Genomic DNA, 15,453 nt, shown 5'->3' on the forward strand with positions numbered 1-15,453 from the left:
CCGATCCGCCAGGAGGTCCGGCAGTGCGCCCCAACAGCCTCATCGGTGCCGTGGTCGCCACAGCGGCCACGGCACTGCTGTGTACCGCGGCCCCCTCGACGGCCGCCCCAGCCTCCGCGGACGACACCGCGTGCACGGCGCCGGCCGGCCCGTACCAGCGCCAGCTGGAGAAGCACCTGGGCCGGCCCGTGGACGGCCGCCAGTCCATGGCCGACTGCCGGGCCATCCGGTCCTTCCAGACCGCGCACGGCCGGCCGCACGCCGACGGCCGCGCCGACCTCGGGACGTACCGCACCGTGCTCGTCGTCGAGGCCACCCCCGACCCGAACGCCGCCGGACACTGCCCGGTCGAGTCCTCCCGCGTCACCTGCGTCGACATGGACCGCCAGCTGCTGTGGGTACAGAAGGGCAAGCGGGTCGTCTTCGGACCCGCACCCATCCGCACGGGCCGCGACGCGCAGGAGACCCGGCCGGGGTGGCACTCGATCTACTGGCGCAACCGCGACCACGTCTCCACGATCTACGACAACGCCCCCATGCCGTACGCCCAGTTCTTCGACGGCGGACAAGCTCTCCACGGACACCCGGGCGACCTGTACGACGGCGGCGGCTCGGCGGGCTGCGTCAACCTGACCGTGGACGACGCGGCGGCCCTGTGGGACCTCCTCGCGGTGGACGACCGCGTCTACGTGTGGGGCGTGAAGCCCGGTACGGCCGGCTGACGGGCGCGGTCACCTCTCAGAGGTACTCGGCGAACGCGTCCAGCGTCCGCAGGACCTCCGGTTCCGCGGCGGGCGGCAGCTGGAGGACGACCTCCTCGATGCCCAGGTCCGCGTAGTGCGCCAGCTTGCCCGGGCTCGGCAGGACCGCGTACGGGATCACCTGGAGGTCCTTCGGGTCGCGGCCCGCCGCCTCCCACGCCGTACGGAGTACGGGCACCGACTCCGTGAGGCCCCGGCCTCCGATCGGCAGCCAGCCGTCCGCGTACTCCGCGATGTGCGCGAACAGCTTCGGGCCCGCCGCGCCGCCGATCAGGGTGCGCGGGCCCACCACCGGGCCGCGTGGCTTCTGGACCGGCTTCGGGTAGGCGTGGCTCGCCCGCACCGAGCCGAACTCGCCCTCGTACGCCGTGGGTTCGGCCGACCACAGAGCACGCATCAGCGCCATCCGGTCGCGGCCGAGCTCCCGGCGCGTCGACCAGGTCACCCCGTGGTCCGCCGCCTCCTCCACGTTCCATCCGAAGCCGAGACCCAGCGTGAAACGGCCGCCCGAGACGTGGTCGAGGGTCGCGATCTGCTTGGCCAGATCGATCGGGTCGTGCTGGGTGATCAGCGTGATCCCGGTGCCCAGTTCCAGCCGCTCGGTCACCGCGGCGGCCTGTGCGAGGGCTACGAACGGGTCCAGCGTGCGGCCGTACTCGGGCGGCAGGTCGCCGCCCGCCGGGTAAAGAGTTTCCCGGCTCACCGGGATGTGCGTGTGCTCCGGAAGGTAGAGCCCGGCGAATCCCCGCTGCTCAAGCTGGTGCGCGAGCCGCACCGGTGTGATCGTTTCGTCGGTGAGGAAGATCGTCGTGGCGATCCGCATACGAAAGACACCTCCGTCGTTGTCTGGTGGCGGCTCAAACGTATGCCGTACCGTGCGCAAAGCCGAGACTTCGGCGACTTCGGGGGAGGTCATTCACCATGGTCCGCAAGCGCATCCGCGTCACTCTCACCGCTCTGCTCCTGACGGGCGTGCTCGTCGGCGGTGCGCCCGCCGCGGCATCCGCGGCCGCGCCCGCTTCCGTGTCCACCGCCTCCCGTACCGCTGCGGTACAGGCTTCGGGGCATGTGGACGGGGCGGCGTCCGCCCACACCGGGGTACACAAGGCCGCGCACACGTACAAGAGCAAGAACAAGACAAAGGGCAAGAGCAGGAGCAAGCGGCGGAAGCACAGCTCCGGCGGGTTCGGCGGCGGGCTGATCGTGGGGATCGTGCTGGCCGTGATCGTGGTCGGCATCATCGCGTTCGTGCTCATCGCCCGCGCACGGCGCAACTCCTAGACGCCGCGCCCCTCGCCACCCCGGTCGGGCGGCGAGCGGCGCGGTCCCTCACCCGGCCGAGACGTCGTGCAGTGGGAGCTTCGCCGCACTGGAGCGCATGACCATGGGCCCGAAGGACACGGTGTCGCCCGCGGACGCGGTCTGCGAGGTGGTGGACGTGCCCGGGTAGAACCAGCGCCAGGTGCCCGAAGCGGACGCGGTCACCGTCGTACTGACCTGGCCCGCGCTGTTCGTCCTCACCGTCTTCACCGTCGTGTACGAGGCGGCGCCGGCCTTCCTGAACTGCAGCTTCAGGCTCTGGCCGCCGTAACCGCGGTATTTCAGCGCCTCCCAGTCGGCCCGGGCCAGCGCACCCGTGACCCTGACCTGCCTGCTGGTCCCGAACAGGCTGGGCCGCGTCGCGGACACCTTCAGCGTCGCGGCTCGCTTCAACGTGAACGGGGCGAGCGAATCGTAGATCCAGTAGTCCCTGTCGTTGGCTCTGACGACGCCGTAGATGTCCCAGCCACCGGCCCCCTCGTTGGCGTTGCGGTCGCTGTACCCGGGAAACCAGGCGGGATCGAAGCGCATCGTCGCTGTGCAGTCCGAGGTGGTGCTGCTCAGCTTCTTGCAGGTGACCCCGACCGTCTCGGCCGGAACCCCGTAAGTGGTCGCAGCGCTGTGCGCGTCGAGATCCACGACCTCCTTGACGCCCGAATTATCCTTGATCGTCAGCTTGACCGGGAAGCTCACCGTTCCGCGGATGCCGACGACGACGCTCTTCCCGTTGTTGGCCACCCCCTTGACGACCCGGATGTCGCCCCGCCCCTCGGCGTGTGCCGTCGACGCCCCCAGCACGGCCATGACCACCGAAGCGGCCACCGTGCCCCACAGCACATGTCTTCGTCGCAAGTCCCCTCCTCCTCGCCGCGCGCACCGGGTCCGGCGCGGCCGCGTGGGCACAGAGTAGAGCCGCCCTCGCGGAGGTCCGCAGGAGGGGACAGGCTCTTGCGGCGGCTCTCAGCCCGGCCAGACGATCGACTGCAGTTCGCTGTACGCGTGCAGCGCGTACGAGCCGACGTCCCGCCCGACCCCGCTGCGCTTGAACCCGCCGAACGGGGCCTCCATGTTGCGGCCGATGGTGTTCACGCCGACCCCGCCCGCGCGCAGCCGGCGGGCGACGCGGAAGGCGCGGGCCACATCGCCGGACCAGACGTAGTCGATCAGTCCGTAGTCGCTGTCGTTGGCCAGCGCGACGCCCTCCTCCTCGTCGTCGAAGGCGACGACGACCACGACCGGGCCGAAGATCTCCTCCCGCACCACCCGCATGTCGTTGGTGCAGTCGGCCAGCAGCGTCGGCGCGACGTAGAAGCCGCGGCCGGTCGGGTCCGGGCGTTCGCCGCCCGTGACGACCCGGGCCCCCTCCTTCCGGCCCAGCTCCACGTACGACTCGATGCGGTCGCGGTGAGCCGCCGAGATGACCGGGCCGACGACCGTGCCCTTCGCCGTCGGATCGCCGACCGTCAGATACCCGGCGTAGGCGGTCAACTTCTCGATCAGCGCGTCGTGCACGGCCCGTTGGACCAGGACGCGGGTCGGAGCCGTACAGATCTGACCGCTGTAGAACGAGAACGTCGTCCCGATGCCCGCGACCGCCGAGTCGAGGTCGGCGTCGTCGAGGACGACGGCGGCGCCCTTCCCGCCCAGCTCCATCAGCTGCCGCTTCATGCTCCGGCCGCAGACCTCGGCGATGCGCTGCCCGACGGCCGTCGAGCCGGTGAAACTGACCATGTCGACGTCGGGCGAGTCGACGGCGGCCTCGCCCACACCGGGGGCCGAGCCGCTGACGACGTTGACGACCCCGGCCGGTACACCCGCCTCCGCGAGGGCCTCGGCCATCCGGTAGACGGAGAGCGGGTCCTGCGGGGCCGGTTTCACGACGACCGTGTTCCCCATCGCGAGCGCGGGGGCGACCTTGCCGGCCGGGTTGGCCCAGGGGTTGTTGTACGAGGTGATGCAGGTGACGACGCCGACCGGCCGGCGGCCTGCGAGCGCCCCGAAGATCCCTGCCCGGCCCATCGGGCCCGCCTCGTTGATCTGCGGCGGTATCGCTTCCTCGACCGGTTCCAGCGCGCCCTTCGCGTACCGCCGGAAGCGCGCCGCGCCCACGGCGACCTGCATGCCGCGGGCCGTTCCGGTGGTGGCGCCGCTCTCCGCCTGTGCGAGTTCGGCGTTGGCGAGGAAGTCGCGCTGCATCAGGTCGGCGGCGCGGTCGAGGATCGCGGCGCGTTCCTCGGGGCGGGTGCGGGACCAGGTGGCGAAGGCGTCACGGGCCGCGGAAGCCGCCTCGTACACCTGGGCGCGGCTCGCCTCGGGGGCGAGGCCGACGGTCTCCTCGGTGGCCGGGTCGACCACCTCGTAGTGGCCGTCCGCGGGTTCGGTCCACTCGCCGTCGATGAAGAGGCGCTGGGGTGTCGTGGTCATTGCGTGCTCACCGTCCGGGTGTCGCGGCCGGAACGGAGCACCGTCCCGGGGACCGCGCCGGTCACCTTGTCGTCGCGCAGGGTCTCCACCCCGTTGACGCGGACCGACACGATGCCGAGGGCCTTGGAGTCGAGCCGGGGGCTGTCGCCGGGCAGGTCGTGGACGAGGGTGGCGGGGCCCGCGTCGATGCGTTCGGGGTCGAAGAGCACGAGGTCGGCGTGGAAGCCCTCCTCGACGCGGCCGCGGTCGCGGAGGCCGAAGAGGCGGGCCGGGTCGTCGGTCAGCATCTTCACGGCCCGTTCCAGCGGCATGAGCTTGCGGCCGCGCAGACAGTCGCCGAGGAAGCGCGTCGTGTACGGGGCGCCGCACATCCGGTCCAGGTGGGCGCCCGCGTCGGAGCCGCCGAGCATGACGTCCTCGTGCTCCCAGGTGCGCTGCCGCAGCGCCCAGGAGTCGGGGTCGTTGTCGGTGGGCATCGGCCACAGGACCGTACGCAGGCCGTCTGCCGCGCAGATCTCGACGAGGCAGTGGAAGGCGTCCTGGCCGCGTTCGGCCGCGATGTCCTTGACGACGCGCCCGCTGAGGCCTTCGTTCGCCTCGCTGTACGTGTCACCGATGACGTAGCGGCCGAAGTTCGCGAGGCGGCGGAAGACGCCGGCCTCCTTGCTGTCGGCGCGGCGCAGCATCTCGGCGCGGGTGTCCGCGTCCCGGAGCCGCTCGATGCGCTCGGGGACGGGGAGGGCGAGGATGTCGCCCCAGCCGGGGATCAGGTTCAGGGCGCAGAACGTGCCGAGCGACATGTTCATCGGGGTGAGGATCGGCATCGTCAGCGCCACGATGCGGCCGCCCGCGCGTCGGGCGCGCTCGCTGGGGATCAGCTGGCGCGGTACGCGTTCGGGGACGGCGGCGTCGATGGTCAGGACGTTCCAGTTGAGCGGGCGCCCGGCGGCGGCGCTCATGTCGACGAAGAGGTCGATCTCGTCGTCGGAGAACTGGTCGAGGCAGCCGGCGACGATCGCCTCGATCTGCGTGCCCTCGTGCTCACCGACGGCCCGGGACAGCGCGAGGAGCTCCTCGGGGAGCGCGTGCCGGGAGGCGACCGGCTGTCCGTCGCCGTCGGAGTGGGTGGAGGACTGGGTGGTGGACAGGCCCCACGCTCCGGCGTCCATCGCGTCGTGGAACAGGGCGAGCATCGCGTCGAGCTGGGCGGGTGTGGGCTGGCCGCCGACCGCGTCGGCGCCCATGACGTGGCGGCGCAGGGCGCAGTGCCCGACCATGAACCCGGCGTTCACGGCGATCCGCCCGTCGAGCGCGTCGAGGTACTCGCGGAAGCTGGACCAGCTCCAGTCGACGCCCTCCTCCAGGGCCTTGAGCGCCATGCCCTCGACCCGCGACATCATGCGCCGGGTGTAGTCGGCGTCCTCGGGCCGGTCCGGGTGGAGCGGGGCGAGGGTGAACCCGCAGTTGCCGCCGGCGACGGTGGTGACGCCGTGGTTCATCGACGGGGTGGCGTACGGGTCCCAGAAGAGCTGGGCGTCGTAGTGGGTGTGCGGGTCGACGAAGCCGGGCGCGAGGACGAGACCGGTGGCGTCCTCGGAGGTCACGGCCTCCTCCGCGACGGTCCCGGGCTCCGCGATGACGGCGATGCGGCCGGCCCGGATGCCGAGGTCCGCACGGTAGGAGGGTCCGCCGGTGCCGTCCACGACGGTCGCTCCGCGGATGAGGTGGTCGAGCATGACGGGGTCCCTTCTCCGTGGTGGTTGTGTTGCGCCGGGGTGCGTACGGCCGCGGTACGCACCCCGGCTCGCGGAGCGGCGGTCCGGGAAGACGCCGCCCGCAGATCGAGCCCCTCCGGCGTTTGAGGAGCGGGGGTACGGGGTCGGAGCCCTCGAAGGCCTGCCCCCGGGGCTCCGCCCCGGACCCCGCGCCTCAAACGCCGGCGAGGCTGGTTTTCACGCCGCGTCGCGGAACCGCGTCGTCCGGTGCACCGGATCCGTGTCGATCTTCGGGATCACGTGCTCACCGATCAGCTTGATCGAGTTCAGCGTGTCCTCGGGACTGAGCCCGATCGGCAGCCCGAAGCTCAGCTGGTCCGCTCCCGCCTGCTCCCAGCGACGGCACTGCCCCAGCACCTCGTCCGGGTCGCCGCAGATCATCAGCTCCTCGGCGATCAGGAGCTCGATGATCTCCTCGGAGTACTCCGGCAGCAGCTCGGGCCACTCCGGGATCCCCTCCGGCCGGGGGAACGTGTCGTGGTAGCGGAACAGCAGCGACTGGAGGTAGTTCAGCCCGCCGCCCACCGCGATCTCGACGGCCTTCTTGTGGGTCTCGGCGCAGATCGCGGTCGAGGTCACCATGACGTTGTCGTTGACGAAGTCACCGACCGGCTCGGCGTCCTTGACGGCGTTCTTGTAGGACTCGACGACCCACTCCATGTCGGAGACCTTCTGCACGCTGAAGCCCAGGACACCGAGGCCCTTCTTCCCGGCCATGGCGTACGAGGGCGGGGAGCCGGCCGCGTACCACATCGCCGGGTGCGACTTCCCGTACGGCTTGGGCAGGATCTTGCGCGGCGGCAGCGACCAGTGCTTGCCCTGGAAGCCGACGTACTCGTCCTGGAGCCACATCTTGGGGAACTCGGCGATGGTCTCTTCCCAGAGTTCCTTGGTGTGGTTCATGTCGGTGATGCCCGGCATGAACCCGAGGATCTCGTGGGTGCCCGCCCCGCGGCCGGAGCCGAACTCGAAGCGGCCCTCCGAGAGGTGGTCCATCATGGCGACCTTCTCGGCCACCTTCACCGGGTGGTTGACCGGGGCGAGCGGGTTGAAGATGCCGGATCCGAGGTGGATGCGGTCCGTGGCGTGTGCGAGATAGCCCAGGTACACGTCGTTGGCCGAGAGATGCGAGTACTCCTCCAGGAAGTGGTGCTCGGAGGCCCAGGCGTACTTGAAGCCGGACTTGTCCGCCTGGATGACGTACTCGGTCTCCTCGATCAGCGCCTTGTGCTCTGCCCCGGGGTCGGCCTTGGCCCGCGCGGCGGGCACGTACCCCTGTACAAAGAGCCCGAATTCCAAGGGGGTTCACCGTCCTCAATCGTTTCTGACACACCGTCAGATTCTGATGCGTCCGACTGTTCCACCGACACTCCGACCCGTCAATACCTGACGCTTCGTCAGACGAATCGAAGTGGGCGCCCTGCTCAGAAGAGGCTGACTCCCGCCAGCCACCCGCCGTCGATGACGAACGGCTGGCCGGTGATGTACGAGGAGTCGTCCGAGGTCAGGAAGAGCGCGAGCGCCGCCACCTCCTCGGGCCGGCCGATCCGCCCGAGCGGCACCAGCTTCTTGTACAGGGCCCCCACGGCCTCCGCCGTCTCCACCGGGTCGGCGTCCGGGTCCAGGGCCGCCGGATTGGTCATCGGGGTGTCCACGGCCCCGGGGCACATGGCGTTGACCCGGATGCCCTTCGCGGCCAGCTCCACGGCCGCCACCTTGGTCAGTCCCAGCACGGCGTGCTTGGTCGCCGCGTACGCGCCGACGAACGCCATGCCGGTGAGACCGGTGTACGAGGAGGTGTTGACGATGGTCCCGCCACCGGCCGCCTCGATCTCGGGGGCGACATTCCTGATCCCCAGGAAGGCCCCCACCTGGTTGACCTGCACCATCTGCTGGAACTCCTCCAGCGGCGTGGACACCAGCTCGTTGAAGCGCAGGATCCCCGCGTTGTTGACCAGCCCGTCGATCTTCCCGAACGCGCCCTTGGTGGCGGCGACGGCCGCCTGCCAGCCCTCCTCCCGGCTCACGTCCAGGTGCACGAAGAGCGCGGCATCCTCCCCCAGCTCCTTGGCGAGCGCCTCGCCCTGCTCGTCGAGCACATCGGCGATCACCACCCGCGCGCCCTCGGCGACGAAGAGCCGCGCCTCCTGCTCACCCTGCCCGCGCGCCGCGCCGCTGATCAGTACGACCCGCCCGTCCAGCTTGCCCATGGCCTGACTCCTACCTGTCGAGGTTGTCGAGGTGAGGTGCGACTTCGGCGGCGAACGCCGCCATCTGATCGGTCAGTTCACTTCTGCTGCGGCTGCGGAAGCGCACCTGGATCTGATGCACCCCCATCGCGCCGTACTCCCGCAGCGACTCCGCGAGGGCCTCCGGCTTCCCGCTGAGCGTGCGCCGCCCCACGGACCAGCCCGGCTCCCCCACGTACAGCGGCTCGGTGATGGCCCCGATGACGATGGGCTCCGTGACCCCCGCCGCCTCGCGGAGCGCGTACAGCCGCCCGATCTGCGCGGGCAGCTTCTCCCGCGGGTCCCCCTGCGGCAGCCAGCCGTCCCCCCGCACGGCGGCCCTGCGCACCGCCGCGGGCGACGACCCGCCCACCCAGACCGGCACCCGTTCCTGGGCAGGCCGGGGCAGCTGCCCGAGCCCGCTGAAGGAGAACCGCTCCCCGGCGAACTCCGGGTACTCCTCGGGCCCGAGCGCGGCCTTGAGCGCGTCGATGCTCTCGTCGAGCACCCCGCCCCGCCCGTCGAAGTCCGCCCCGAGCGCCTCGAACTCCTCCCGCACGTGCCCGGCCCCGACCCCGAGGATCAGCCGGCCGCCACTGAGGTGGTCGAGGGTGGCGTACTGCTTGGCGGTGGCCAGCGGATGCCGCAGCCCGACGACTGCGACATGGCTCATGAGGAGCACGCGCTCGGTGATCCCCGCGAGGAAGGCGAGCGTGGCGACGGGGTCGTACCAGACGGTACTCATCGCCCCCGCGAGCCTGCGGGGGATGGCGACATGGTCACAGCTCGCCAGATAGCCGAACCCGGCCCGGTCGGCGGTGCGGGCGATCTCGGCGAGGTCGGCCGGGGTGGCCCCGGCCTCCCACGGCTCCGCGTAGATGGCGCTCTGCGACTGGATCGGGAGCTGCATCCCGTACGACAGCGGTCCGGCGGGCAGTATCGGCACCGAACGGCCTCCTTCCCCTGGGTGACCCTGACACGAATCTGACGACTCGTCATATAGCAAGCGGGGTCATCGTCGTGCCTGACGCTTCATCAGGCAAGGGGTGGCAGGGCAGAAGGAGTTCGGGGACCGCAGATCGCGTTGCCGCCGTCGCATCAGAGCGGCTGGACGCCCCACGACAGTGCGAGACCGGCCAGCGTGAGAAACAGCAGTGCCTGGACTGCCATCGTGAGCCACAGCTTGTGGCGCCACGCGAGCAGGGCGACCAGTGCCGGCGCGGCCACCGCCACGGCCGCCGCCCCCAGAGCCACCACCCACTCGCCGGAGCTCGTGCGGGGATAGTCCCCTCCGGACATGCTCGCTCCCAACACCCCCAGGGCCGCCAGGAGGCCGAGGAACAGACCCACCAACGCCGTCAGGACCGCCAGCGCCGCGTCCTCCCACATCGCTCTCATACCGTGAGCCTGCACTCCCCGACGGGACCGGGCCTGAGTACCCGTACCCAGTTCCCGCCGGACAGGACTGCTCCACGGATCACTTTGTCGCGCCGCGCATCACGGGTTCTGGAGGGCGATCGCGCAGGTGCTCTCAGTCCAAGGCGAACTTCAGCGCGGGAACCGCGGCCCCGGAGTCGCTCGCGGGGATCCTCCAACGAAAGGCGGTGCCGTCGCCGTCGACGTAGATGAGCGTGCCGCCCCGCTCGGCCGCGGCGATGTCGAAGACCGCCACGTCCTGGTGGCCCACCTCAGGGGGCAGGGCAGGCCCGCCCTCGCTGAATCCGATGGGAACCACGCCTGTCGCGGCCTTGCTGTTCCTGTCCGTGACCGTGCGCCCGCCCGCGGTCGTCCATCGCAGGCCGCCCTGCCCGGCTGTCGTCGTCACACGCGACGTGGTCCGGTTCCTGGACTGGTAGGTCACGACAGCGAAGAGGCCGTGCTCCGGGGCGCCGAAGCCGGTGCGGTCGGCGTAGACGACCGTGTCCGGGGTGATCCGGGCAGCCCCCCGGCCACCGACACCTGCGGTGTCCGCGCTCTGCCCCAGCCTGAGCGTGGGGCGCGGGCTCGGCTCAGGCGTACTCCGGTCGTCGCTGCCCCCCGTGCAGGCCGTCAGGCTCAGGCAGCAGGCGGCCGCGAGTGTGGAAGCGGTGACGAGGTGGCGCATGATTCCCCCCAGCAGGAAGAGGCAAAGGGAGCAGAGTCTGCCACAGCCGGCCGCCCCCTGGGGGAACTCCCGTCCCCACCAGGGGCGTCAACCCGTCCTACTTCCGGTACAACTCCTCGATCTCCGCCTCGAAGTCCCGCGCGATCGCGTCCCGCTTCAGCTTCAGCGACGGCGTCAGGTGCCCGCCGTCCTCCGTGAAGTCCACCGGCAGGACCGTGAACTTACGGATCGACTCCGCCCGCGAGACGAGCCGGTTGGCCTCGTCCACGGCCCGCTGCAACGCCGCGCGCAGTTCCTCGTCGTGGACGAGGTCGCGCATCGGGACGTCCTGCTTCTTCTTCATCTGGCGCCAGTGGGAGAGCCCGTCGGGCTCCAGGGTGATCAGGGCCGTGATGAACGAGCGGTTGTCGCCGACCACCATGCACTGGCTGACCAGCGGGTGCGCGCGCAGCCAGTCCTCCAGCGGGGCCGGGGTGACGTTCTTGCCGCCCGACGTGATGATGATGTCCTTCTTGCGGCCGGTGATCGTGAGGTAGCCGTCCTCGTCGAGCGCGCCCAGGTCGCCGGTGGCGAACCAGCCGCCGTCCAGGGACGGAACGGCCTCGCCGCGTTCGGTGTCCCAGTAGCCCTGGAACACCTGCCCGCCGCTGAGCAGCACCTCGCCGTCCTGCGCGATGCGTACGGCGGTGCCCGGCATCGGCCAGCCGACCGTGCCCAGGCGGGGCTTGAGCGGCGGGGTGACGGTAGCGGCGGCCGTGGTCTCCGTCAGGCCGTAGCCCTCGAAGATCTCGATGCCCGCGCCCGCGTAGAAGGCGGCGAGCCGGCGGCCCAGCGGGGAGCCGCCGCAGATCGCGTACCGGACATGGCCGCCGAGCGCCGCCCGGATGCGGCGGTAGACCAGCGGGTCGTAGAGCGCGCGGGCCGCCCGCAGGCCGAGGCCGGGGCCGGGGCCCGTGCCGTGTTCGGCGGCCTCGACGGCCTGGCCGTAGCGCTGGGCGATCCGGGCGGCCCGGTCGAAGGACGAGGCGCGGCCCATCTTCTCTGCGGTGGCCCGGCCGGTGTTGTAGACCTTCTCCAGGACGTACGGGATCGCCAGCAGGAACGACGGTTTGAAGCCGGCCAGGTCGGCGAGCAGGTCCTCGGTCCGGATCGACGGGGCGTGGCCGAGGCGGACCCGGGCGCGCAGGCAGCCGATCGCGACCATCCGGCCGAAGACGTGCGAGAGCGGCAGGAACAGGAGGGTGGAGGCGGGGTACTTGCTGACGGACTTGAAGACCGGGTGCAGCAGCTCGATGGCGTTGTCGACCTCGGCGAAGAAGTTGCCGTGCGTCAGGACGCAGCCCTTGGGGCGGCCCGTGGTGCCCGAGGTGTAGATGAGGGTGGCAGGGGTCTCCGGTTCCAGGGTGGCGCGGCGGGCGGCCACGGCGTTGTCGGGGATGTTCCTGCCGAGCTTCTTCAGCCGGCCCAGCGCCCCCGTGTCGAACTGCCAGAGGTGCATGAGGTCGCCGAGCTGTTTGCGCTCCTGGCTGATGATGCGGCCCTGGTCGGCCGTCTCGACCGCGCAGGCGACCGCGCCCGAGTCCTGGAGTATCCACCGGGCCTGGAAGGCGGACGAGGTCGGGTAGATGGGCACGGTGACCAGGCCCGCGGCCCAGGACGCGAAGTCGAGCAGCGTCCACTCGTACGTCGTACGGGCCATGATCGCTATGCGGTCGCCGCCCCGCAGGCCCTCCGCTATCAGGCCCTTGGCGACCGCGAGGACCTCGGCCGCGAACTCCGCCGCCGTCACGTCCTGCCAGCTGCCGTCCGGCTGCTTGCGGCTGAGGACGGCGTCCGACGGCGCCTCGCGGGCGTTGTCGAACGGGATCTCGGCGAGCGAGCCACGGCGTACCGGCTGGGCGAACGCCGGGACGGACACCTGCTGGACGGTGCCGTCGGCGGCCCTGACCTTCGTCGGCTCGACCAGGACGGGGGTGGACGGGGCGGTGGACGGTGCGGATCGTGTGGACACGTGCGGCTCCTCGGCATCGGGGTCGGGCGGTTCACCTGGTCCGTCCGGCGGCAGGCCCTGATGCCCGCACCGAACCGTGCTCAACTTCTTTACCGGTCAGACGCGTTCGAGGATCGCCGTGACTCCCTGGCCGCCCGCCGCGCAGATCGAGATCAGCCCGCGGCCCGGGGCGTCACGTTCGGCGAGGAGTCCGGCGAGCGTCGCCACGATCCTTGCGCCCGTCGCCGCGAACGGGTGTCCGGTGGCGAGGGAGGACCCCGCCACGTTGAGCTTCTCCCGGTCGACGGGTGCGAGTCCCCGCTTCTCCCAGGCGGCCAGCGTGGCGAGCACCTGGGAGGCGAAGGCCTCGTGGACCTCGAAGAGGTCGAAGTCCTCCACGCCGAGCCCGGCCCGCTCCAGCATCCGCGGCACGGCGTACGCGGGCGCCATCAGCAGCCCGTCCTCGCCGCCCACGTAGTCGACCGCGGCCGTCTCGTACAGGGAGAGGTACGCCTGCGGCTCCAGACCGTGGCGCTCGGCCCACTCCTCGCTCGCCAGGAGTACGGTCGCGGCGCCGTCCGTGAGCGGTGTCGAGTTGCCCGCGGTCATCGTCGCGTCCGGGTGGTCCGCGCCGAACACCGGTTTCAGCGTGGCGAGTTTCTCCACGGTGGAGCCGGGGCGCAGGTTCTGGTCGCGGTCCAGGCCGAGGTACGGGACGACGAGGTCGTCCAGGAAGCCCCGGTCGTACGCGGCGGCGAGCCGCTGGTGGCTGGTGGCGGCGAGGAGGTCCTGCTCCGCGCGGCCGATGTCCCACTGCCGGGCGGTGACCGCCGCGTGGTCGCCCATCGAGAGGCCGGTGCGGGGTTCGGCGTTGCGCGGGATGTCCGGGACGAGGTGGCGGGGACGTACGCCCGTAAGGGCCTTGGCCTTTCCGCCCGTCGACTTCGCGCGCCGGGCGGACAGCAGCAGCCTGCGCAGTTCGTCGTTGACGCCGAGCGGCGCGTCGCTCGTGGTGTCCGCGCCGCCCGCGACGGCGGAGTCGACGGCGCCGAGCATGATCTTGTTGGCGGCGGCGATCACCGCCTGGAGGCCGGTGCCGCACGCCTGCTGGATGTCGTACGCGGGGGTGCGCGGGTCGAGCCGTGAACCGAGCACGGTCTCCCGGGCCAGGTTGAAGTCCCGGCTGTGCTTGAGGACCGCGCCCGCGGCGAACTCGCCGACCTGCTGCCCGTGGAGCCCGAAGCGCTCGACCAGACCGTCCAGCGCGGCGGTCAGCATCTGCTGGTTGGAGGCCTGCGCGTACGGCCCGTCGGAGCGTGCGAAGGGGATACGGCTGCCACCGATGACCGCGACCCTGCGGGGCTGCGGGAGTGCGAGGGGGATCAACTCGACCAACTCATCTCGACCAACTCCTGACTCTTGAGTAACCTTACTCCAGAGTAAATCTACGACCGAGCAGGGAGTCTGGACAATGGCCGACCGCTATCTGCACCTCACCAGCACGACAACCGGCCGATTTCTGACCCGGAGACTCGGCCTGCCCCAGCCCGCGCGACTGCGCCGCTGGACCCTGGAGACGCCGACGCTGCCCGGCCAGGTCCTCCACCTCACCGCCGGGGACTCCGCCGTCACGGACGAGCTCGGCGCCATCCTCGCCGCCTGCGGCCCGGAGGTCGTGGCCCGCGCCGACCGGCCCGCCGGAATCGTCCTGGACGCGACGGCCGTCGGCACCGCCGCCGGGCTCGGAGCCGTACACGCCGCACTCCACCCCGTCGTCCGCTCGCTCGCACCGGGCGGCCGCATCGTAGTCCTCGGCACGCACCCGTCGCCCGACGACCACCACCAGGCCGCCGCCCAGCAGGCCCTCGAAGGGTTCGTACGCTCCCTGGGCAAGGAGATCGGCAAGGGCGCCACGGTGCAGCTGGTACGCATCGCCCCCGGCGCGGTCGCCGGTGCCGGGTCCACCCTGCGCTTCCTGCTCTCACCCCGGTCCGCGTACATCAGCGGCCAGGTCATCGAGGTGACCGACGCCGCCCCCGGCACCGTCGCCGACTGGGCCGCCCCGCTCGCCGGGCGCACCGCACTGGTCACCGGCGCCGCCCGCGGCATCGGCGCCTCGGTCGCCTCCGTACTCGCCCGGGACGGCGCCCACGTCATCTGCCTGGACATCCCGCAGGCCCAGGAGGACCTCGTCCGCACCGCCGACCGCCTCGGCGCCACCGCCCTGCCGCTGGACATCACCGCCGACGACGCGGCCGAGCGGATCGCCGCGGCGGCCCCGGACGGCCTCGACATCCTCGTCCACAACGCCGGCATCACCCGCGACCGCCGCCTCGCCAACATGGCCGCCGACCGCTGGGCCTCGGTCATCGACGTCAACCTCGACAGCGTCCTGCGCACCACCGACGCCCTGCTGAAGGCCGGAACCGTCAACCGCGGCGGCCGGATCGTCGCCACCGCCTCCATCGCGGGCATCGCCGGCAACAACGGCCNCGACGTCGCCGAGACGACCGCATGGTTCGCCCAGCCCGCCTCCGGCGCCGTCAACGGCCAGATCGTCCGGGTCTGCGGCCAGAGCCTGCTGGGGGCGTGACGCGGATGCCGAGTCTGCTGCTGTCCCTGGCGCGCGGCGCCGTCACCTCCCCGTTCAAACGCGCGGGCAGGCCGGGCGCCACCCTGCCGGCCGACCGCCACCACCGGCCGGCCGCACCCGCCGCACCCGGCCCCCTGGCCGCGTACCGCAGGATCTGCGCCTTCCCGGAGACCGGCCCCCTCCCGGTCACCTACCCGCACGTCCTGGGCTTCCCGCTCGCCATGCGGCTGATGACCGGGCGCAGCTTCCCGCTGCCGG

The 15,453-nt window shown here is 71.6% G+C and carries 14 protein-coding genes and 1 pseudogene; 4 read left to right on the forward strand and 11 right to left on the reverse strand.

Annotated features, from left to right (window positions below; all coding sequences use genetic code 11):
• Positions 1–23 precede the first annotated feature (23 nt).
• Positions 24–722 carry a L,D-transpeptidase gene (locus JGS39_RS10825; protein ID WP_308120317.1) on the forward strand — a complete coding sequence of 233 codons (699 nt, stop codon included), beginning with the start codon at positions 24–26 and terminating at the stop codon, positions 720–722.
• A 16-nt stretch (positions 723–738) separates the two neighbouring features.
• On the opposite strand, the gene JGS39_RS10830 is transcribed toward JGS39_RS10825, so the two are convergent.
• Complete coding sequence (locus tag JGS39_RS10830) at positions 739–1,584, reverse strand: LLM class F420-dependent oxidoreductase (RefSeq protein ID WP_219568607.1); 846 nt, start codon at positions 1,582–1,584, stop codon at positions 739–741.
• A gap of 98 nt (positions 1,585–1,682) precedes the next feature.
• Here JGS39_RS10830 and JGS39_RS10835 point away from each other — a divergent pair, with 98 nt between their 5' ends.
• Positions 1,683–2,042, forward strand: a complete 360-nt coding sequence (locus JGS39_RS10835) for a hypothetical protein (RefSeq protein ID WP_219568608.1) — start codon at positions 1,683–1,685, stop codon at positions 2,040–2,042.
• 48 nt (positions 2,043–2,090) lie between these two features.
• Here JGS39_RS10835 and JGS39_RS10840 read toward each other — a convergent pair whose 3' ends face one another.
• From JGS39_RS10840 to JGS39_RS10885, 10 genes are all read right to left on the reverse strand, one after another.
• Complete coding sequence (locus tag JGS39_RS10840) at positions 2,091–2,933, reverse strand: hypothetical protein (RefSeq protein WP_236064122.1); 843 nt, start codon at positions 2,931–2,933, stop codon at positions 2,091–2,093.
• A 108-nt stretch (positions 2,934–3,041) separates the two neighbouring features.
• Positions 3,042–4,505: an aldehyde dehydrogenase family protein gene (locus JGS39_RS10845; RefSeq protein WP_219568610.1), complete on the reverse strand. Its 1,464-nt coding sequence runs from the start codon at positions 4,503–4,505 to the stop codon at positions 3,042–3,044.
• Entirely contained in the window at positions 4,502–6,241 is a 1,740-nt protein-coding gene (locus tag JGS39_RS10850) for an N-acyl-D-amino-acid deacylase family protein (RefSeq protein ID WP_219568612.1), read from the reverse strand. The genes JGS39_RS10845 and JGS39_RS10850 overlap by 4 nt, the downstream gene beginning before the upstream one ends.
• A 216-nt stretch (positions 6,242–6,457) precedes the next feature.
• Positions 6,458–7,579 carry an LLM class flavin-dependent oxidoreductase gene (locus JGS39_RS10855; protein ID WP_148021987.1) on the reverse strand — a complete coding sequence of 374 codons (1,122 nt, stop codon included), beginning with the start codon at positions 7,577–7,579 and terminating at the stop codon, positions 6,458–6,460.
• Positions 7,580–7,704: 125 nt separating this feature from the next.
• Entirely contained in the window at positions 7,705–8,490 is a 786-nt protein-coding gene (locus JGS39_RS10860; protein ID WP_219568613.1) for an SDR family NAD(P)-dependent oxidoreductase, read from the reverse strand.
• Positions 8,491–8,500: 10 nt separating this feature from the next.
• Entirely contained in the window at positions 8,501–9,454 is a 954-nt protein-coding gene (locus JGS39_RS10865) for an LLM class F420-dependent oxidoreductase (RefSeq protein ID WP_308120320.1), read from the reverse strand.
• A gap of 152 nt (positions 9,455–9,606) precedes the next feature.
• Positions 9,607–9,906, reverse strand: coding sequence for a hypothetical protein (locus JGS39_RS10870; protein ID WP_219568615.1), 300 nt, complete (start codon positions 9,904–9,906; stop codon positions 9,607–9,609).
• Positions 9,907–10,039: 133 nt separating this feature from the next.
• Positions 10,040–10,612, reverse strand: a complete 573-nt coding sequence (locus JGS39_RS10875) for a hypothetical protein (RefSeq protein WP_219568617.1) — start codon at positions 10,610–10,612, stop codon at positions 10,040–10,042.
• A gap of 97 nt (positions 10,613–10,709) precedes the next feature.
• Entirely contained in the window at positions 10,710–12,623 is a 1,914-nt protein-coding gene (locus tag JGS39_RS10880; protein ID WP_219568619.1) for an AMP-dependent synthetase/ligase, read from the reverse strand.
• A 96-nt stretch (positions 12,624–12,719) separates the two neighbouring features.
• Complete coding sequence (locus JGS39_RS10885) at positions 12,720–13,997, reverse strand: acetyl-CoA C-acetyltransferase (protein ID WP_219568620.1); 1,278 nt, start codon at positions 13,995–13,997, stop codon at positions 12,720–12,722.
• A gap of 76 nt (positions 13,998–14,073) precedes the next feature.
• Between JGS39_RS10885 and JGS39_RS10890 the strand changes: the two genes are divergently transcribed.
• Positions 14,074–15,195 (forward strand): 3-oxoacyl-ACP reductase, encoded by a 1,122-nt coding sequence (locus JGS39_RS10890; RefSeq protein WP_219568622.1) that lies wholly within the window; start codon positions 14,074–14,076, stop codon positions 15,193–15,195.
• 5 nt (positions 15,196–15,200) lie between these two features.
• Positions 15,201–15,453 (forward strand): annotated as a pseudogene (locus JGS39_RS10895) (hypothetical protein); the annotation flags it as partial.

Source organism: Streptomyces poriferorum, assembly GCF_019399235.1.
GTDB classification, from domain to species: domain Bacteria; phylum Actinomycetota; class Actinomycetes; order Streptomycetales; family Streptomycetaceae; genus Streptomyces; species Streptomyces poriferorum.